The organism is Streptomyces daliensis, assembly GCF_054782395.1.
In genome coordinates, this window is the sequence record NZ_BAAGSO010000029.1 from 70,305 (window position 1) to 90,080 (window position 19,776).

16 protein-coding genes are annotated in these 19,776 nt (G+C 73.1%); 3 read left to right on the forward strand and 13 right to left on the reverse strand.

The features are described 5' to 3' along the window. Positions 1-3 precede the first annotated feature (3 nt). Positions 4-648 carry an IclR family transcriptional regulator gene (locus ACYVOO_RS06745; protein WP_453348846.1) on the reverse strand — a complete coding sequence of 215 codons (645 nt, stop codon included), beginning with the start codon at positions 646-648 and terminating at the stop codon, positions 4-6. A gap of 352 nt (positions 649-1,000) precedes the next feature. On the opposite strand from ACYVOO_RS06745, the gene ACYVOO_RS06750 reads away from it, so the two are divergent. Continuing rightward, positions 1,001-1,186, forward strand: coding sequence for a hypothetical protein (locus ACYVOO_RS06750; RefSeq protein ID WP_461014706.1), 186 nt, complete (start codon positions 1,001-1,003; stop codon positions 1,184-1,186). Positions 1,187-1,271: 85 nt separating this feature from the next. Here the strand turns inward: ACYVOO_RS06750 and ACYVOO_RS06755 are convergent, their stop codons facing one another. From ACYVOO_RS06755 to ACYVOO_RS06770, 4 genes are all read right to left on the reverse strand, one after another. After that, positions 1,272-3,065, reverse strand: coding sequence for a DEAD/DEAH box helicase (locus ACYVOO_RS06755; protein ID WP_453348848.1), 1,794 nt, complete (start codon positions 3,063-3,065; stop codon positions 1,272-1,274). A 248-nt stretch (positions 3,066-3,313) separates the two neighbouring features. Continuing rightward, on the reverse strand, positions 3,314-4,465 hold the full coding sequence (locus ACYVOO_RS06760; RefSeq protein WP_461014707.1) for a YeiH family protein: 1,152 nt from the start codon (positions 4,463-4,465) through the stop codon (positions 3,314-3,316). Next, a complete protein-coding gene (locus ACYVOO_RS06765; RefSeq protein ID WP_461014708.1) occupies positions 4,465-5,043 on the reverse strand; it encodes a cysteine dioxygenase family protein in 579 nt (192 codons plus the stop codon). Before ACYVOO_RS06765 ends, ACYVOO_RS06760 begins: the two co-directional genes overlap by 1 nt. 100 nt (positions 5,044-5,143) lie before the next feature. After that, positions 5,144-6,049: a LysR family transcriptional regulator gene (locus ACYVOO_RS06770; RefSeq protein ID WP_453348851.1), complete on the reverse strand. Its 906-nt coding sequence runs from the start codon at positions 6,047-6,049 to the stop codon at positions 5,144-5,146. Positions 6,050-6,267: 218 nt separating this feature from the next. Here ACYVOO_RS06770 and ACYVOO_RS06775 point away from each other — a divergent pair, with 218 nt between their 5' ends. Continuing rightward, entirely contained in the window at positions 6,268-7,329 is a 1,062-nt protein-coding gene (locus tag ACYVOO_RS06775) for a M28 family metallopeptidase (protein WP_461014709.1), read from the forward strand. A gap of 160 nt (positions 7,330-7,489) precedes the next feature. On the opposite strand, the gene ACYVOO_RS06780 is transcribed toward ACYVOO_RS06775, so the two are convergent. Further along, on the reverse strand, positions 7,490-9,112 hold the full coding sequence (locus ACYVOO_RS06780) for an MFS transporter (protein WP_461014710.1): 1,623 nt from the start codon (positions 9,110-9,112) through the stop codon (positions 7,490-7,492). Positions 9,113-9,238: 126 nt separating this feature from the next. On the opposite strand from ACYVOO_RS06780, the gene ACYVOO_RS06785 reads away from it, so the two are divergent. Beyond that, entirely contained in the window at positions 9,239-10,117 is an 879-nt protein-coding gene (locus ACYVOO_RS06785; protein ID WP_461014771.1) for an alpha/beta fold hydrolase, read from the forward strand. A 7-nt stretch (positions 10,118-10,124) separates the two neighbouring features. On the opposite strand, the gene mycP is transcribed toward ACYVOO_RS06785, so the two are convergent. The 7 genes from mycP to ACYVOO_RS06820 form a co-directional block, all read right to left on the reverse strand. After that, positions 10,125-11,345, reverse strand: coding sequence for a type VII secretion-associated serine protease mycosin (mycP, locus tag ACYVOO_RS06790; RefSeq protein WP_461014711.1), 1,221 nt, complete (start codon positions 11,343-11,345; stop codon positions 10,125-10,127). A gap of 28 nt (positions 11,346-11,373) precedes the next feature. After that, on the reverse strand, positions 11,374-12,846 hold the full coding sequence (locus ACYVOO_RS06795) for a WXG100 family type VII secretion target (protein WP_461014712.1): 1,473 nt from the start codon (positions 12,844-12,846) through the stop codon (positions 11,374-11,376). Positions 12,847-12,887: 41 nt separating this feature from the next. Next, positions 12,888-13,385, reverse strand: a complete 498-nt coding sequence (locus tag ACYVOO_RS06800) for a hypothetical protein (protein WP_461014713.1) — start codon at positions 13,383-13,385, stop codon at positions 12,888-12,890. Between the two features lie 203 nt (positions 13,386-13,588). Further along, a complete protein-coding gene (locus ACYVOO_RS06805; RefSeq protein ID WP_461014714.1) occupies positions 13,589-15,958 on the reverse strand; it encodes a xanthine dehydrogenase family protein molybdopterin-binding subunit in 2,370 nt (789 codons plus the stop codon). Beyond that, on the reverse strand, positions 15,955-16,101 hold the full coding sequence (locus ACYVOO_RS06810) for a hypothetical protein (RefSeq protein WP_461014715.1): 147 nt from the start codon (positions 16,099-16,101) through the stop codon (positions 15,955-15,957). The genes ACYVOO_RS06805 and ACYVOO_RS06810 overlap by 4 nt, the downstream gene beginning before the upstream one ends. Further along, complete coding sequence (locus tag ACYVOO_RS06815) at positions 16,098-18,845, reverse strand: (2Fe-2S)-binding protein (protein ID WP_461014716.1); 2,748 nt, start codon at positions 18,843-18,845, stop codon at positions 16,098-16,100. The genes ACYVOO_RS06810 and ACYVOO_RS06815 overlap by 4 nt, the downstream gene beginning before the upstream one ends. Continuing rightward, the gene (locus tag ACYVOO_RS06820; protein ID WP_453348874.1) at positions 18,842-19,702 is read right to left on the reverse strand and encodes an FAD binding domain-containing protein; all 861 of its coding nucleotides are present in this window, start codon (positions 19,700-19,702) and stop codon (positions 18,842-18,844) included. Before ACYVOO_RS06820 ends, ACYVOO_RS06815 begins: the two co-directional genes overlap by 4 nt. Positions 19,703-19,776 lie beyond the last annotated feature (74 nt).

Below are 19,776 nucleotides of genomic sequence, written 5' to 3' on the forward strand. Positions count from 1 at the left end.
GCCTCACCGAAGCGCGTCCGCGACCTCCTGCGCCGCGTGCACGACACGCTCCCCGACCTGGCTCGGCACCGCGTCCGAGAGCATCACCACGCCCACGCTCCCCTCTATCCCGCTCACCCCGAGCACCGGCGCCGCTGCGCCGCTCGCGCCCGCCTCCAGTTCGCCGTGGGTGAGGACGAAGCCGGGCCCCAGCTCCTGGTCGGGGCCCCGCCCCGCGACGATGGCCCGCCCGGCGGCGCCCCTGTCCAGGGGGTGCCTGAACCCGGTGCGGTAGGCGACGTGGTAGTCCGTCCAGCTCGGTTCGACGACGGCGACGGCCAGCGCCTCCGTGCCGTCGACCAGTGTCAGATGCGCCGTGGCCCCCACGTCCTCGGCCAGCGAACGCAGCGCGGGCAGCGCCGCCTCGCGCACGAGGGGGTGCACCTGCCGCCCCAGCCGCAGCACCCCGAGCCCCACCCTGGCGCGCCCGCCGAGGTCGCGGCGGACGAGGGCGTGCTGCTCCAGGGTCGCGAGCAGTCGGTACACGACGGTGCGGTTGACGCCGAGCTTGTTGGACAACTCGGTCACGGTCAGCCCGTGATCGGTGTCGGCGAGCAGTTTGAGGACACGCAGTCCCCGGTCGAGCGTCTGAGAGGTCTCCGCGGTCACGACGCCCCCCTCCTCCGGGTGTGTGGTGGCCGACGTCCGACGCGGCCGGTGCGTGCCGCTGCCGGTCCCGTCGGCAGCGCAGCTCAGCGCCAGAAGCCGCCGGTCGCGGTGGCACTGGCAGTACGTACGAACGTCACCGGCTGCGCTCCGCGGCGACGTTGCCACGGGGCGTGTGTGACCGGAAACTTAGCGACAGGCTCCGCTGACCGGAAGAGCCTGTCCAGAATCCGGGCAAAGGCGGGTCGGTTCGCCCGGCCGACGGAGAGAATCGCGGGCCCTTTCGGACTTCCGTCCCTGGACGAGGGGACCTTCGCCGCGCCGCACGGGCGTCCGGCGGGCATACATTGCCCCCATGGCATCCGGCATAGCACTCGGACTCGGCACGCTCGGAACGCTCGGACAGCACGGAGCGCTCGGAGCGAAGGCGCACGCGGCGGCGGGCACCAGCGCGTCGCTGCCCTGGGTGCTGGCCGCGCTGCTGGTGACGCTCGCCGCGGCGGCGGGGGTGGCCTGGGCCGCGCGGCGCCGCACGCCGTAGAGGCGCGAGGCAGCGGCGCGAGGCGGAGGCGAGGGCGCGGGGCCGCACACGGGGCCCCGCGCCGAGGGTCACCTCATGTGACGGGTCACTTCATGCGCGTGGCCCACTCGCGCACCTTGTCGATGCGCTGACGGATCTGGCCCGCCGTGGCCTCCGCGCTCGGCGGGCCCCCGCACACGCGGCGCAGCTCGGTGTGGATCACGCCGTGCGGCTTGCCGCTCTGGTGCACGTACGCGCCCACCAGCGTGTTGAGCTGCTTGCGCAGCTCCAGCAGCTCCTTGTGCGTGACCACGGGCCGCCGGTCCGCGGGCAGTTCCAGCAGGTCCGCCTCCTCGGCGGGGCGCTTCTTGCTGTGCGAGATCTGCCGGGCCTGCCGCTTCTGGAGCAGCATCTGCACCTGGTCGGGCTCCAGGAGGCCTGGGATGCCGAGGTAGTCCTGCTCCTCCTCGCTGCCCGGGTGCGCCTGCATGCCGAACTCGGCGCCGTCGTACATCACCCGGTCGAAGACCGCGTCGGACTCCAGCGCCTCGAAGGGCAACTGCTCCTGGTCGCCGGTGTCCTCGTCCTGCTCCTTCTCCGCCTCCTTGAGGAGCTCGGCCTCCTCCGCGTACGGGTCCTCGTCCTTGTCCTTCTTCGGCTTGTCGAGGACGTGGTCGCGCTCCACCTCCATCTCGTTGGCGAAGCTCATCAGCATCGGGATGGTGGGCAGGAAGACGGAGGCGGTCTCGCCGCGCCGCCTGGACCGTACGAAACGGCCTACGGCCTGCGCGAAGAACAGCGGCGTGGAGATGGTGGTGGCGTACACGCCGACCGCGAGGCGCGGCACGTCCACGCCCTCGGACACCATCCGGACCGCGACCATCCAGCGGTCCTCCGACTGCCGGAAGTCCTCGATCCGCTGCGAGGCGCCGGTGTCGTCGGAGAGGACGACGGTCGCCGCGTGCCCGGTGATCTCGCGCAGCAGCTTCGCGTACGCGCGCGCCGAGTCCTGGTCGCTGGCGATGACCAGGCCGCCCGCGTCCGGGATCGCCTTGCGGACCTCCGTCAGCCGGTGGTCGGCGGCGCGCAGCACGGAGGGCATCCACTCGCCGCGCGGGTCGAGCGCGGTGCGCCACGCCTGGGAGACCGCGTCCTTGGTCATCGGCTCGCCGAGCCGCGCCTCGATCTCGTCGCCCGCCTTGGTGCGCCAGCGCATGTTGCCGCTGTACGTGAGGAATATGACGGGGCGCACGACGCCGTCGGCGAGCGCGCTGCCGTAGCCGTAGGTGTAGTCGGCGACGGAGCGGCGCACGCCGTCCGCGTCCTCGCCGTACTCCACGAACGGGATCGGGTTGGTGTCCGAGCGGAAGGGCGTGCCCGTGAGGGCGAGGCGGCGCGTGGCGGGCTCGAACGCCTCCAGGCACGCCTCGCCCCAGGAGCGGCTGTCGCCCGCGTGGTGGATCTCGTCGAGGATGACCAGCGTCTTGCGCTGCTCGACGCGGTTGCGGTGCAGCATAGGGCGGACGCCGACGCCCGCGTAGGTCACGGCGATGCCGTGGTACTCCTTGCTCAGCGGGCCCGCGCTGTACTCCGGGTCCAGCTTGATCCCGATCCGGGCCGCGGCCTCCGCCCACTGCTTCTTCAGGTGCTCGGTGGGCGCGACGACCGTGACCTGCTGCACGACGTGGTGGTGCAGCAGCCACGAGGCGAGCGTCAGCGCGAAGGTCGTCTTGCCGGCGCCGGGGGTGGCGACGGCGAGATAGTCGCGCGGCTGCTGGTCGAGGTACGCCTCCATCGCCCCCTGCTGCCAGGCGCGCAGCTTGCCTGCCGTGCCCCACGGGGCGCGGCCGGGGAAGGCGGGCGAGAGGTGGTGGTTCGAGGAGGGGGTGGTGGTAGTCACGGTCTCCGTCGGGGTCGGCGTCCGCGTCGGCGCTCGCGAGGGTGCGCGTATCGCGTGTCGCGGTCTCACGTCTCACGTCTCAAACGGTCAAAGCAACCGCGTCAGCCTACCCGTGCCACGGCACGCGCTTCCGGCTGAGGCACGGACCGCGGCACCGGGTGCGACTCAGCTCACACCATGTGCGTACGTCGAGTGGCGGGGTGGTCACGGGGACGGCAGCGGTGACCGTCGCCGCCGCCGTCGGCCCGTCATGCCGTGAGCAGGACGCCCGCGTACGAGACGCCCGCGATGACCACCCACGAGCAGAGCCCCAGTGCGGCGACCCTGCCGCCCGTACGCGCGAGTGAGGGCAGGTGCACCGCGCTGCCGAGGCCGAAGAGGGCTGCGGCGAGCAGCAGTTCCTGCGCGAACTGCGCGGCGTCCAGGGCCGCGCCCGGGAGCAGCCCCGTGGTGCGGAGGGCGACCATGGCGAGGAAGCCGAGGACGAAGAGGGGCACGAGGGGCGGGCGCTTGGTACCGGGAGCGGTGGCCGCGTGCGCTTGCGCGTCCCGGTGCGTGTGCCGGTGCCGGTTGCGTACGGACAGCGCGACGGCCGCCACCAGCGGCGCCAGCAGCGCCACCCGCATCAGCTTGACGAGCACGGCCTGGCCCAGCGCGTGCGGCCCCGCCGTCTGCGCGGTGGCCACGACCTGCCCGACGTCGTGCACCCCGGCCCCGACCCAGCGCCCGAACTGGCCCGCGTCCAGGCCCAGCGGCTGGTGCAGCAGCGGCAGTACGGCGATGGCGAGGGTGCCGCACAGCGTGACGAGGGCGACGGAGGTCGCCACGTCGCGCTCGTCGCTCTCGCGCACCTCGCTGACGGCGCCGATGGCCGAGGCGCCGCAGATCGAGTAGCCGGTCGCGATGAGCAGCGGCTGGTCGCCTGGCAGTCCGAGCCTGCGGCCGAGCCACAGCGTCCCGGCGAACGTCGCGGCCACGACGACGGCCACCATCGCGACCGTCGACCAGCCGATGCCCAGCACGTCGCCGACGCTCAGCTTGAGCCCGAGCAGCACGATGCCGACGCGCATCAGCCGCTTCCCGGCGAGGGAGAGGCCGGGGCGCGCGGGGCCCCGTACGAGGGCGCGGGCGCCGGGGAGGTGCGCGGCGCCGATGCCGAGCACCACGGCGGCGGTCAGCATGGGCACGGCGGGCACCAGCAGGTGCACGGCCGCCGCGACGGCCACCCCCGCCGCGGCGAGCGCCAGTCCGGGGAGCGGCCCGTGGCCGTGACGCGGGGCTGCGGGCTCGCGGGACGCGGGCTCGCGGGGCGGGGCCTTGCGGAGCGGTGCGGGGGCCGTCGCGCCCGTGCGGCGGCCGGTTCCGGTTCCGGTTCCGGGGCGCTCCCCCAGGAGCGCCATCAGCGGTCGGCCGGAAGCTCGTAGACGCGGCGGACGCTGGTGCCGAGGCGAGATATGTCGGCGCCGTAGATGTGGAGGGAGATGGCCTTCTCCTGGCAGCCGTTCCACACCCGGTGGATGTCACCGGGCGGCGCGAACCCGCAGACGGCGCCCCGCGGGTTGACCACCTCCTCGGTCGCGACGAGCCGCGCGCCCGCTCCGCCGGGCTCCGGTTCGGCGGGGAGCAGCCGGTAGCGGCGCTCGTGCTCCTCGCCCTGGTGGACGCCGGTCACGCACCAGGAGACGTGGTCGTGGACGGCCGTCATCTGCCCCGGCAGCCACACGAGCGCGACGACCGAGAAGCTGCCGTCGGGTTCGGCGTGCAGCAGGTGCTGGCGGTAGTGGCCGGGGTCGCCCTCGGTCTGGCCCGGGGTGAGCAGGCCTGTCGTGCCCAGGTGCGGGGCCAGCTTCTCGCCGACGAGGTACGCCGTGACGTCCGGGGGCAGACCACGTCCGACGGCTGCGCGCACGTCCTCGACGAGGGCGCGCAGGCGCGGGCTCGTGGCGGGGGCGGTCGTGGGGTTCGTCGAAGTGGCCATGCGGGCAGATTCGCGCCGCCCGATCCATTACGTCCAACGACGATTCCTTGGCTTCCCCCTCACCCACGCTTATGCGTCCCCTCCGGCGCGACGGGGATCTCTAGCAGCCCACGCGGTTGGCGGAGACCGTTTTCAGCTCTTCGAGGACCAGCGCCGTCGCCGGTATCTCCAGGTGCTCGCGCAGCACATACGCGGAGACCTGACGCCGCGACGCCGGTTCCAGTGCGCGCCCCTGGACCTTCTGGTGGACGAGGAACGACAGCACGAGCCCCGGCATCATCGCGATCCCGAGCCCCTCGGCCACGAGGCTCTGGACGACGAGGTTGTCGTCCGTCGTGAAGGCGATGTCAGGCGCGAAGCCCAGCTCGGCGCACTCGTGCAGGAAGTTGGCCCGGCACCGCAGGCATCCCGCGATCCACCGCTCCTCCGCCAGCTCGCCCAGCTTGACGGCACGGCGCCGCGCCAGCGGATGCCCGGCGGGCATCAGGACGGTCAACTGGTCCTCCATCAGCGGGATCTCGACCAGTTCCTCGGGCACCTGCTCCCGCAGCCCGGGGTACGTGAACGCGAGCGTGATGTCGCACTCGCCGCCCACCACCCGCTGGAGCGAGTCCGGCGGCTCCCCCTCCTGGAGTTCGACGCGCACGCCCGGATGGTCGACGGCGAGCCTGGCCAGCGCCTCGGGCACCAGCGTGGCCCCCGCGCTGGGGAACGCGCACACCCGCACCCGCCCGGCCCGCAGCCGTGTGATCGCCGTCATCTGCTGCTGCGCCGCCGACATGCTGTCGAGGATCACCCCGGCGTGCCGGGCCAGCGCCTCCCCCGCCTCCGTCAGCCGCATGCGGCGCCCGACGCGCAGGAACAGGGGCGTGCCGACGGACCGCTCCAGCGCCTTCATCTGCTGGGTGATCGCGGGCTGGGTGTAGCCGAGGGCTCGTGCGGCGGCGGAGTAGGAACCGGCCCGCACCACTTCGTGGAACGTCCTGATGTGCCGCGAGTCGAACATGGCTGAACCATAAGCGGATTTTGGGAAGACTCAACACCTACCCTCGGCCAGCTTTTGGATCATCGCTCCTGCCCCAGAGGTCACGGGAACCCCTTGCGTCGACGTACGCCCCCTTCCTCACCCCGGTCTTTGCTGGCAGCATCGGCCTGGCCCGTACGCGGGCGTAACCCCCCACACAACAGGCCGCGAACCAGCGGCCGAACATGAGGAGTTCTGAGTTGCGAGGCACCCCTCACATAGCCAGTCGCACATCCGGCGTCAGCACGCACGCCGACGGCAAGCGCGCTGACGGCACGCGGATCACGCGGACGCGCAAGCGCACCCTCTCCATGGCAGCGGCGGCGGCGATGGCGCTGACCGCGGGCGGCCTGGGCCTCACCCAGGCGACGGCGACGACGACAGCCCCGCCCCACGCGGCGGCCGCCCAGGCCGCGCCCGACATCTCCGTCGAGAAGGTCCAGGGCCATCTGACCGAGTTGCAGAAGATCGCCGAGGCCAACGGCGGCAACCGCGCGCACGGCGAACCCGGCTACAAGGCGTCCGTCACCTACCTCCAGGAGAAGCTGGAGGCGGCCGGGTTCACGACACAGGTGCAGGAGTTCACCGAGGGCGGCGCGACGGGCTACAACCTCGTCGCGGACCTGCCCGGCGGCGACGAGAACAACGTCCTGATGGCGGGCGGCCACCTCGACAGCGTCACCGAGGGCCCCGGCATCAACGACAACGGCACCGGTTCCGCCACCCTCCTGGAGACGGCCCTCGCCGCCGCCGACTCCGGCTACAAGCCCACGAAGCATCTGCGGTTCGCCTGGTGGGGCGCGGAGGAGCTGGGGCTCGTCGGCAGTACGGAGTACGTCAAGAGCCTGTCGGACGACGACAAGTCGAAGATCAACTCGTATCTGAACTTCGACATGACCGGCTCCCCGAACCCCGGCTACTTCGTCTACGACAGCGCGAACGAGCCCGAGGGCTCGGCCGACGTCCAGAAGACCCTCACCGGGTTCCTGGACGAGGGCGGCGTCGAGGCCGAGGCGACCGACATCAACGGCCGCTCCGACCACGCCGCCTTCTCGGAGGCCGGCATCCCCAACGGCGGCATCTTCACCGGGGCCGAGGAGATCAAGACCGAGGCCCAGGCGCAGAAGTGGGGCGGCGAGGCGGGCAAGGCGTTCGACCCCTGCTACCACGCCGACTGCGACACGACGGAGAACGTCGACGAGAAGGCGCTCGACGTGAACGCGGACGCCATCGCGAAGTCGGTGTGGAAGCTGTCCGAGTGACGAGGTGACCCCGGCGCCGGGCCGCCGGCGCGACGGTTCGACGGCGCGACGGCGCGACGGCGCAGCACAGAAGTGTGGCCTCCCCGGTCAGGTCGGGGAGGCCACACCCGTCACCGGCCACACCGGCCCCTTACGCGGCCCGCGGCCCGTCGCGCCCAGGTCACTTGCGCAGGCGGCCCGCCACCACGATGCCCAGCGCCGCAACGGCAGCCGACAGGATGTAGACCGCGACGAACGCCGCCGGCTGGGCCCCGCCGCCCGACGCCGCGTGCGCGGCGGCCTCGGAAGCGGAGGGGGAAGCGGAGGCGGTCGCGGAGTGCGCCGTGCTGACCGCGCCGCCCCCGAAAGCGGCGAACGCGGCGCCGGTGGCCGCGAGCAGCAGGACGTTGGAGAGGCTGTCGGACATCTGGAGCGAGGACGAGTTCTTGCCGGTCTCCTCGGGCGCGGAGAGCTGGAGGAGCAGCACGCTGGTGGACGAGATCACCAGGCCCATCCCGTAGCAGCCCACCGCCATGGCGACGGCCAGTGTCCACACGGGAACGCCGTCGGCCAGTACGGCGGGCGTGTACGCGATCGACGCGGTCACCAGCACCATCCCGAACCGCGTCAGGCGCTCCCTGTGCGGCGTGAGGCGGGGCCGCGACTGGGTGAACGAGCCCAGGGCCCAGGTGGCGCCGCCCGCGGCGAGGGTGAGCCCGGCCATGGTCACCGACAGGCCGCGCTGGGTCACGAGCATGAGCGGGATGAAGCTCTCGGCCACGACATAGGCGCCCGCCGCCATGCCGCGCAGCAGAACGACGGCGGGCAGGCCGCGCGCGGCCCGGTAGGTGCCGGGCGGGAGCAGCCGGAGCACGGCGGGCACGAGCAGCACGGCGCCGATGACCACGGGGCCGAGGGAGAGGATCGTCAGCTTCTGCGCCCCGTACTGGATCAGCCCGGCGCCCGCGGCCACGGCGAACGCCAGCCGTATTCGCCCCCGGGCCCGGGGGCTCCCGCCCACGGCGCCTGTTGCGGTGCTCGCGGTGGCGGTGCTTCCGGTGGCGCGGCGCAGCGTGGGGAGCATGACCGCGAGCGGGAGCAGGACGAGCACGGGGATGCCGAGGAACACCCAGCGCCAGCCCAGCTGCTGGGTGACGGTGCCGGAGATGAGGGGCCCGACGACCGACGGCACCACCCAGGCCGCCGCGAAGGACGCCATGACCGTGGGCCGCAGCCGCTCGGGATAGGCGCGGCTGACGGTGACGTAGAGGGCCACGATCACCAGCCCGCCCCCTATGCCCTGCGCGGCGCGGCCGAGGACGAAGACCCACATCGCGGTGGCCGTGCCGGACAGCAGCAGCCCGGCGGCGAACGCCGCGATTCCGGTACCGAGCGGGGCGAGCGGCCCGCTCCTGTCGTTCCACTGCCCTGAGACGACCATGCCGAGGAGGCTGGTGGTGAAGTACGCGGAGAAGGCGAAGGCGTAGACGGAGATCCCGTTCAGTTCCTGCGCCGCGACGGGCATGGCCGTGCCGACGGCCGTCGCCTCGAAGGCGATGAGGAGGACGACGGAGACGATGCCGAGCGTCAGCGCGCGGTAGCTGCGGCTGAGCACGGTCTCCTGGCCGACGGGGCCCGGGGCCGGGGCCGAGGCCGGGTCCGGAAGCGGATCTGGAAGCGGATCCGGAACCTCCGGGACCGTCGGCACGCCCTCGATGTCGCCCTTGCTCGCGGAGTCGACGGGCCCTTCCACGCCGTCCACGGTGTGCTTCGCGTCGGCACCCACATCCTCAAATGCACCCATGAGCCTTACGGTAAGTGCCGAAACCCGCGTTGGCCCCTGTCGGGGGACGGTGATCGCCTCATCCGCTGGGCCTACGTCCCGATGGCGGACGGCGTCCTCCAGGGCAAGTGGGGCAGGCTGGAAGACATGCCCCACTTCTCCTCGTACGACGGAGCCGAACTCGCCTACCGCGTCCTCGACGACACCTCGGACCACCCCGACGCACTCGCTCGGCCGCCCCTGGTCTGCCTCGCGGGCGGCCCGGCGCGCGACGCGGAGTACCTGGGCGACCTCGGCGGACTCAGCGCACACCGTCGGCTGATCGTCCCGGACGCGCGGGGCACGGGCGCGTCCCCGGCTGCCGCCGACCCCGTCGCGTACGCGTTCCCGCACCTGGCCGAGGACGTCGAAGCCCTGCGCACACACCTGGGCCTGGAGCGCTTCGCGCTGCTCGCCCACGACGCGGCGACGGCCACGGCCCAGGCGTACGCGGCCAGCCACCCGGAAACCCTCAGCCACCTCGTCCTGCTGAACCCCGGCTCACGCCTCCAGGGCGAACTCCCGGACGACGCCCGCGAGATCTTCGAGTCCCGCGCGGCCGACGAGGACTGGTGGGAGGAGGCGTACGTCGCCGTCCAGCTCCTCCAGCGCGCCGACGACCTCGACGAGATCCGGCGGCTGCTGCTGCGGGCCGCGCCCATGGCGTACGGCGCGTGGGGCGCGGAACAGCGGGCCCACGCGGAGTCCGAGGGCGAACAGCTCAACCCCGTCCCCCGCGCGGGCTTCTGGCAGGGCGTCGACGACCCCACCCGGCTGGCCCTCCTGGAACGCCTGAGCGCCGTGAAGGCGCCCGTCCTCGTCGTCACGGGCGCCCTCGACGCGGTCACCGGCACCCACGCGGGCGACGCGGTCGCCTCCTCCTTCCCCCACGCCCGGGTCCACCTCCTGCCCGGAGTGGGCCACTATCCGTGGGTGGACGCGCCCGAGGCGCTGGTGGGGGCGGTGGAGGACTTCCTACGGGCGTAGGCCCCGCTCAGGCGCGCCACCGCCGCACGACCACAACGCCGGCTACGACCGCCCCGACGACGACCACTCCCCCGACCCCATACCCGACCCACTGCCCGGTGGACGTCCCGCCGTCTCCCCCGGACGCGGCAGCGGCCTGATCCGCCCCGGAACCCTTCCCGTTCTCCTTCTCCGCCCCACCGGACTTGTCGCCCTCGTAGTACGGCCCGGGCAACGGATTGGTCTTCGGATCCCCGGGGTCGCCGGGCTCGGCAAGAGCGATCCTGGGCCGCACGGCCCCATAGCCGCCCTCATCGGTACGCTCCTTGCCGCTCTGGGCCCCACCGGCGGTGCTCACCAAGACCCGCGTGACCTGGTTCGCGGTCCAGTCCGGGTGCTTGGACCAGATCAGCGCGGCGGAGGCCGACGCGATGGCGGTGGCGTCACTGGTGCCGTGGCTCGTGCAGACGCCAGAGCCTTCGGTGCAGGCGGCCACCATGTCCTTGCCGGGGGCGACAAGATCGACCTGTTCCCCTGTGACCGACTCCTTGGTCACCTTGGAGTCCTTGCCGATCGCGCCGACCCCGATCACGCCGGGCGTGGCTGCCGGATAGCCGACGGGGTTCATCACATCGCCCTCGTTGCCTACTGCGGCGAATACCAGCTTGTCTTTCGAGAGGGCGTACTTGACTGCGGCGGTCAGCTCTTTCGAGGTTCCCTCGGAGCCCAGGGAAATGTTGATGATCTTCGCTTCCGAATCGGCTGCACGCCGGATGGCAGGAGCGACTTTCTTGGGGAAGTTCTTCTCCGCCTCAGCCTGGTTCTTGCTGTCCTGAGTGCTGTCCTCCAGGCGGATCGGGAGAATCTTGGCGGCCGGAGCAAGGCCATAAGCGCCCTGGCCTTCGCTCGATTTGCCAGTTCCCGCGATCAACGCCGCCATGCTGGTGCCGTGGCCTCGAAGATCATCTTGGGCGTCGCCCGAACGATCCGTCATGTCTTCGCCCTTGAGCACCTGACCGCGAAGGTCAGGCACGGAGGCGTCCACGCCCGAGTCGATCACTGCGACCGTCACGCCCTCGCCCTTACTGGTCTTCCACATCTCCTCGGCGTGCATCGCGTCCAGATGCCACTGCTGGGACCGCACGCTCTCCGCGTGAGCAGGTGTCGCGGCCATACCAACGAGCAATACGCCGAGGCACCCGACGGCGGCCTTCCTCAGCCGCCCCGAGCGGAGATCCGTGCGTCCCATGCGTTCCTCTGACTCTCTTCCTACGCGTTCAGTCGACAACCGGAGGGGCAGCCCGCTGGCTCCTCGGCTGCTGCCACGTCTCTTCGTCCTCGACGAGGTAGTCGGGCCGCTCCCCGTTCTCCTCGCGCCGCTCCCCCGGCTTGCGCGGACCGCCAGGGCCACGAGTGAGGCCCGTACCGCCAGGTGTGAAGGGACGTCCTACGGCCGCACCGGGACGGGGCTGGGAACCCCCGAACGTGCCGCCCGGGCGCGTGGCGAGGGGACGCCCGCCGACAACACCGGGCTTGTTACCACCAGGACCGCCCATACCGGGAGCACCCGGCCTACCGCCCATCGCACCACGGCCCTGCTGTCCGGCCTCGCCGCCCACGACCGTGCCACGGGGCAGGCCACGTGGCGGCTGCCCATTGTTCGGGGTGCCGGGCCGACCGCCGTAGATCCCATTGCCGTCGCCCGGCATACGAACGCCGGGACGCGAGGGCCGCGACTGACCAGGAGTCGTTGCAGAGCGCCCCGTGCCCGTCACCGGCTTGGCGAACGGGGAGCGCGGCGAAGGCGTCGGCACACCCGGAATAGGCATGGGGCTGACTGGCGACGGCGGGTTGCTGGGCCCGTTCGGCGTCGGGGTCACGGGCGATGTGGTCGGAGGGTGCGGTGCGGTGACGCCCCCGTCGATGTTCGTGCCTACTTGATGGTCGGGGGTTTTGACATGAGACGACGGGATCGCGCTAGAGCTTCCGCTCTGGCCTCCGGGAACCCTTGCCGCGGAATTCGTTGAAGAGTCCGCGTTATTTGACGAAACCGGAGAGTCGTGAAGGCCGTCCGGTTTCGGCGGCATCATGCCTTTCGGAATCGGCGGAAACGTCGGCGGCTCCGAGGCGTTCATCACCATCGACGACATCGAGTACGACTGCGCCAGCTTCCGCATCTGCCGCACTGCTTCGCCGTGGTCGTCGTTGAGCTTGCTCTGCGCGTCGTACGCGGACGACTGCGAAGGGCCCGTCAGGACGCTGTTCGACCCGGGCGGGTCCGGCTGGCGGCTGGCAAGGCTCAGCAATCCGGCCGGGTTGTGCTTCAGATACTCGTCGAGGACGGCCTTCGAGGACGCCGAGTATTTCGGCATGTCCCGCTTCACCTCGCGCAGCGTCTGCGCCGCGTTCCGCAGGTTCTCGCCGGAGTTCTTGCTCAGGTCGGCCAGGCTCAGGGTCGCGCTGGACATCTGGATGACCCACGTGCGGAAAGAATCGCCGCCCTCGCTGTCCCAGTCGACCTTGTCCTTGCTCCGCTTGAGGTCGTCGCCGATCTCCTCGATCGTCTTGGCCGCCTTGACCAGCTTGGCACCGAGCCGCTCGGCCTTCTCCGGGTCGGCGCTCTCGATCATCTTCTCCATGTCCGGGTGACCCTTGGACTCGAAGTCCGTCTCCACGAACAGATCCTGGATCATGCGGGCCGGGTTCAGCGCAGAGAAGAACCCGTCGTCCCCACCGTTAGAGCCGCCCATTGGGCTGATCCTCCCTCATTTCCCTGTTCACCAATGGACCGCTACAGGCCGTACTTGTCCGGCTTTTCTTCCACCGGCTTCTCGCCGCCCTTGCCCTTGGGCTCGTCCTTGTCCGCGTACGGGTCGCGCTTCGGGTCGTAGTGGCGCTGGAGGTCGGACTGGATCTGCCACATGCGGCGCTGCGTGTCGAGGTCGATGTCGGTGTAGCCCCGGTGGGAGTGCTGCATCGCGATGGTCAGGCCGTCGATCTGGCCCGAGAGGAGGCGGGAGAGGGTCTCCAACTGGTCGTGGACCGTCTCGTAGGCGGTGTAGAGGCCGTGGGCCTCGCCGAAGCCCGTGCCCAGGTTGTTCGGGGCGATCCGGTCCCTGCCGATGCGCGTCGGCTCGGCCTCGGACTCCTTCAGTTCGTCGAGCAGCCGGTCCACCCGCTTCTTGAACCCCTGGAGGGATTCAAGCCCGGTCTTCAGCGAACCCGCCGTACCGGGCAGCCGTCCTTTTTCCGCGGCGGCGCGGCCCGCCTCGTCGTCCGGGACCCCCATGTCCATCCTCCCCGTTCACCGACTGTGAGCCGGTCACATCATCCAGCACACGTGTCACTGCGTACACGTTGATAACCACCGTAGTGACCGCCACTGACAGCCCGCCACCGCCCCGGCCAGTCTCCACCGGACCGCAACAACAGGCCACGTGGCAGGTTTTCAGCCACCGTCCTCGACGACAAGCGCCGGCACGAAGTGCCCCGTCACCCCTGGACCACGGCCGCCTGGGGCCGGATCGGGAGGCGGTTCACGGGGCGGCCCGTGGCCGAGCGGACCGCGGACGCGACCGCGGCCGGGGAGACGACGACCGGTACCGCGGACGCGGCCTTCGCGCCGAACGGCGCCACCACGTCCCGTTCCTCGACCAGCCTGACGATGCGGATGTCCGGCGCGTCCAGTGCCGTCGGCAGCGCGTACGCCGTGAGGTCGGGGTGCCGCACGACGCCGCGCGCCACGCGCAGGTGCTCCGTCAGCGCCGCGCCGACCCCCTGGGTGACGCCCGCCTCGATGCGGGCCCGCAACTGGCGCGGGTTCAGCACCCGGCCCACGTCCTGCGCCACGCACATCTCCACGACCCGCACCGAGCCCAGCTCGACGTCGACGTCGACGACGGCCCGTACCGCAGCGAAGGCCAGGCCCACGAACGCGTCGCCCTGGCCCGTCTCGTCCAGGGGCTCGGTCGGGTGGGGGCGGCACTGGGCCGTGGCCCACAGTTCCTTGCCCTCCAGGGCCTCGGCGACGGTGGTGGACAGGACACCGTCGTACGACGTGATCTTGCCGTCGGCGATCGACAGCAGCTCCGTCGACATCCCGAACTTCGCCGCCAGGGGCTGGAGGAGCTGCGTGCGCACCATCTTCGCCGCGCGTTCCACCGCACCGCCCGACACCCAGGTGTGGCGGCCCCGCGCCGCCGCGCCCGCCGGGGGCTGGTCGGTGTCCACCGAGGCGACGTGCACCTCGTCGATGCCGAGCGTCTCCTGGACGATCTGACGGGCCAGTGTCGAGAAGCCCTGCCCCGTCTCGACGGCGGCGCACATGACCGTCGCCACGGAGCCGCTGACCTTGACCGTGGCCGTGGACACCTCGTCCGCGCCCTCGGCGCCCAGCATGTGGACCATGCCCAGCGCGTAGCCGACGCCCCGGCGCACCGCCGAAGGCTCGCCCGCGCCCTCCGGGCCGCCGGGCAGCAGCCAGTCGCGCTCGGGGCCGTCCTTGGGCAGCGCGGGCAGCGGCTCGTCGCGTACGGCTTGCAGCAGTTCGGCGACGGGCGCGGGGCAGGTGACCGTCTGGCCCGTGGGCAGGAGGTCGCCTGTGGCCATCGCGTTGCGCATGCGCAGCTCGGCCGGTTCCATGTTCAGCTTCGCGGCCAGCTTGTCCATCTGGCCCTCGTACGCCGCGCACACCTGCATCGCGCCCTCGCCGCGCACATGGCCCGAGGGCGGGTTGTTCGTGCGGACGGCCCAGCCGTCGATCACCGCGTGCGGGACGACGTAGGGTCCCGCGGCGAAGGAGACGGCGGCGGCGAGCGCGTCGGCCGAGGTGTCGGCGTAGGCGCCCGCGTCGAGCAGGATCTGCGCCTCGACCTTCAACAGCTTGCCCTCGGCGTCCGCGTGGTGGCGGTAGCGGAGCAGGGTGGGGTGCCGGTGCGCGTGGCCGAGGAAGGACTCCTCGCGGGTGGCCGCCATCTTCACGGGGCAGCCGGTCTTCATCGCGAGCAGCCCGAGCGGCACCTGCATGCCGGTGTCCTCGCGGTCGCCCATCGCGCCGGGCACCCCGGTCACGACGATCTTGACCTGCTCGGGGGCCAGCCCGAAGCAGGCTGCGGCCAGGTTCCGGTCGGTGTGCGGGTCGGTCGAGGCGGTGTAGATCTCCACGCCGCCGTCGGGGCGCGGCACCGCGAGCCCGGCCTCGGCGCCGATGGGCGCCGGGTCCTGACGGCCGATGCGGTACAGGCCCTCGACCACGATCTCCCCGGAGATGTCCGGGTCGCCGTAGCGGAGCGGGATGTGGCGGATGAGATTGCCGTCGGGGTGGAGGGGCTCCGACTCGAAGGACTTCTCCGGGTCGGTGACGGCCTCCAGCACCTCGTACTCGACGGCGATGGCCGCCGCCGCGAGCCGCGCCGCGTCGGGGTGGTCGGCGGCGACGGCCGCGATCGGCTCTCCGTAGTAGCGCACCATGTCCCGCGCGAACGCGGGCTGGTCGGCGACGCGGCGCCCGTGGCTCGCGTCCCCGGGGACGTCGAGATGGGTGACGACGGCCCGTACGCCCGGCATCGACTCCGCCGCCGACGCGTCGAGCGAGGTGATCCGCGCGTGCGGGTGCGGCGCCCGCAGGATCGCCGCCCACAGCAGGCCCTCGGCCCACAGGTCGGCCGCGTACGGGAAGGTGCCCTCGGTCTTGGCCGGGGCGTCGAGGGAGGGGACGGAGGCGCCGAGGCCGTGCGCCTCGGGGGCCGCGCCGAGCGAGGCCGAGGGCAGCGGAGTGCCTCCGGCTGGCGTTCCCCCCGTGGGGGTGCCCCCGGCCGGTGTGGCCGTCGTCGCGGCGCCGAAGCCGTCAGCCGTGTCCGTCATGCCGCCGCCCTTCCGTGTGTGCCGCCATGGGTGCGGGTGCGCGCTCCGCTGTACGTGGCGACGTACGTGCCGCCGTACGTGTCGCCGTAGGTGCCGGTCGCCGGGGCGTCCGTGCGGGCGCGGCCCGCGTCCTGCCGTGTCACGCTCCGCCTCCGTCGGGGAAGTGCGCGCCTCCCGTGCCGGGGCCCGCCTGGTGGGGGATCTGCGGCGCGGGACCGCCGTGGCCGTCCTGGCCCCCCTGGCCCTGGTACGGGCCGTGCTCGTACTCGTGACCGTGCCCGGCGTACTGGCCCTGGCCGTGGCCCTGGCCCTGACCGTGGGCCTCCGCCTCTTCCCTGGCCGCCTTCGCCTCGCGCTCGTCCACGACCGTCCGCACGGCGTCCAGCACCCCGCGGTAGCCGGAGCAGCGGCAGAGGTTGCCGCTGATCGCCTGGCGGGTCTCCAGCTCGCTGGGCGCGTGGTTGCCCTCCAGCAGGTCGTGCACCGTCATCGCGAGGCCCGGCACGCAGAAGCCGCACTGCACGGCGCCCGAGCAGGCGAGCGCGCGCTGCACGTCGGAGGGCGCGCCGTCCGTGGCGAGGCCCTCGACCGTACGGATCTCGCTGCCCGCCGACGTCGCGGCGGGCACCAGGCAGGAGGCGACGAGGCGCCCGTCGACCTGCACGGAGCAGGCACCGCACTCGCCCTGCGAGCAGCCGTCCTTGGCGCCCGCGAGGCCGAGGCGCTCGCGCAGCACGTAGAGGAGCGACTCCCCGATCCAGGCGTCGGTGACGGGCCTGTCCACGCCGTTGACGTGGAGGACGTAGGAGGTGTGCGGGTGTTCGTCGTCGAGCGCGGGCACGGCGTCGTGGACGAGGGACTGCTCGTCCTCCTCCGGCGCGGGCGCCTCCGCCTCGGGGACGGCCGCTTCCGGTTCCGCTACGTCCTGCTCCGCCGCTTCCGGTTCGGGCGCGGTGGACGCGACGGGCGCCTCCTGCGCGGGTACGGGCGCCTCCTGGGGCGGCGTGTTCGCCGTGTCCGGTGCGTCCGACGCGTCCTGCGCGGACTCCTCGGGCTCCGGGGCCCCCTCGGGGGCCGCCGACGACGTGTCCACCGGCCCCTCCTCGACGGGAGTCACGGGGTGCTCGGCGTGCCGCTCGGTGTCCAAGGGGGCCGCGGGTTCCGTTCCGGCGGGCGCGCCGGGCTCCGTTCCGGGTTCAGCCGGGGGAAGCGGCTGCTGCGGGTGCGGCGGCTGCTCGTCACCGGGCACAGGGGCAGGGGCGGGCGCTGGCACGCCGCCGCCCCAGTCCGCGCCGCTCACGGGCGCGGCGCCGGGCACGGCCGAGGCGCCCTGGTAGCCGTGCGCGTCCGGGCGGGTCGGGTCGCTCGACCACGCCTCGCCGACCGCGTGTTCGGGCACGGCGGGAGCGGGCGACGAGGTCGGTACGGAGGGGGTCCAGGGGATGCCGGGCCCAGCGGGGGGCCCGCTGGGGGCGCCCGGAGCTCCGACGGCCGCGTACGGGTCGGCGACGGGGCCGTGCCCCGGGTCGGGCGCCACCTCGGTGCCAGGCCCCGAGCCGGGGCCGGAACCCGGTCGGGGGTCCGAAGCGGAACCCGAAGCGGAAGCGGAACCCGGGTCCGGCGCCGCGTCAGGCGCCATCGCCTCGGCCGGAGGCGGCCCCTGCTCCTGGCCCGCGCCGTCCGCACCTGCCTCCGCACCTGCCTCCGCACCTGCCTCCGCACCCGCGTCCTGCGCCGGGGGCATGGGCTGCGGCGCGGTCCCGGGGGCCCCGGCTGCGGCGTCGTCACCGGCCGGTCCCGCCTCGTACCGCACCTGACGGCGCGCGTGCGCCTCCGCGAGCTGCGACTGGTCGGGGGCGCCCGGCTGCTGCGGAGCGGTGGAGACACCCTCGGGCGGGGTGCCGCCGCCCGTGCCGAGCGGGCGGCGTGTGCGCGCCTCGTGGGAACCCGCGAGCGCGGCGGCAGCGCCCTGCCCCATGGCCGCGGCCACGGAGCCCGCACCCGCTGCCCCGTGCGCCTCCGCCCGAGGCTGCTGGGACTGCTGAGGCTGCTGCGGGTGTCCCGGCTGCTCGTGGTGCGGCTGCTGCCCGTAGTGCGGCTGCGGCTGCGCCTGCTGCTGCTCGTGCTGGTACTGCGACGGTTCTTGCGCCTGCTGCGCCTGCTGCTGGTACGGCTGCGAGGGCTGGTACGGCAGCGACCAGTGTCCCGTCGCCGCCGGGTCCGTCGTCGCCCCGAACGTCAACGGCGACCCGCCGGAGCCGGAGCCGGAGCCCGCCTCGGCGCCCGGACCCGCGTACTGCGCGCCCGCGTAGCCCTCGGCGCCCTGACCGCCGGGCGCACCGGGGCCGGGGCCGTTCGCGTACTCGACGTGGCCCGCCGGGCCGCCGTAGTCCGCGCCGCCCATGCCGCCCGCGCCCATGCCGGACGGGCCCAGGTCGGCGGCACCCGGATCGGCGGAGCCCGGGCCCGGGTGCGGCGAGGGGTCTATCGGGGGCGGGGTGTAGCCGCCCTGTCCTGTGCCGGGCGCGGCGAGCGGGTCGGCGTACGGACCGGCCGTCGGGTCGCCGGGGAAGCCGTTCGCGGGGAGCTGGACGAAGCCGGTGGCCTCGGCGTCGTAGTCGGTGCCCCAGCTCACCATCGGCGTCGGCGCGTACGTCCCGGCACCGCCCTGGCCCTGGTGCTGGCCCTGCCCGTAACCGTGCCCGTTCCCGTAGCCGTGCCCGCCGTCTTCGCCCCGGCCACCGGTGTCGTAACCCTGGCCGTTGGTGTCGTATCCGCGGCCGTTCGTGTCGTAGCCCTGGCCGTTGTCGTGACCGTGGCCGTTTCCGTACCCGGCGTCTCCGTACCCGGCGTCGTGGCCGTTGCCGTTGCCGTGACCGTTGCTCATGAGAGTGCCCTCCCGAGTCCTCGGCGGGCCAATGTGGCCACCGTACGCCGCAAGTGCAGCGCCGCGGGCGGAAGTGCGGGAGCCTCCCCGCCCTCCTCGGCGGGCGCGGGGTCCGGGATGCAGGCCATGGCGACGTAGTCGCCGAAGGCGTGCAGCGCCTCCCGTGCCAGGCCGCGCTGCCCGTCCCAGTCGATCAGGGAGGCGATCCAGCGCTCGGCCTCCAGCGGGCGCAGCGGCATCGGCGCGACGGCGCCGACCGCGCAGCGCACCCCGCGCCGCGCCGGGTCCAGCACCACGGCGACCGAGGCGAGCGCGCGCGCCGGGCCGGTGCGCCCCGTGGACTTCAGGAAGGTCTGCGGCGCGTGCAGCAGCGGCACCCGCACAAAACCGACGATCTCGCCCGGGCTCAGCATCTCGACGCCCGCCAGCAGATGGCTGACCGGAATCTCGCGCCTGGCGCCCTCGGCCCCCGCGATGACGAGCGTGGCCTCCAGCGCGGCGAGCACGGGCAGCGTGTCACCCGTAGGGGCCGCGCTGACGATGTTGCCGCCGAGCGTGCCCGCGTTGCGGATCTGGGGTGGGCCCGCGGCGCGGGCGCTGGCCGCGAGCGCCGGGATGAGCGCGGCGAAGTCGGGACGGCCCATGCGTGCGAGGGTCAGGCCCGCGCCGAGCAGGGCGTGTCCGTCGAGGTACTGCCAGCCGCGGATCTCGCTGATCCGGCCGAGGCCGACGAGCGCCGCCGGGCGGAGCTGACCGGAGTTCACGCCTGTCATCAGGTCGGTGCCGCCCGCGACAGGCACCGCCGCGGGCACGGCTTCGAGCGCCGCCACGGCCTCGTCGAGCGTGGCCGGCAGCATGACGGACGGCACGGCCCGTGTTTCCTGCGGCGCATGCTGTGCGTGCGTGCTCAATCCCGCTGCCCCTTCCCCGA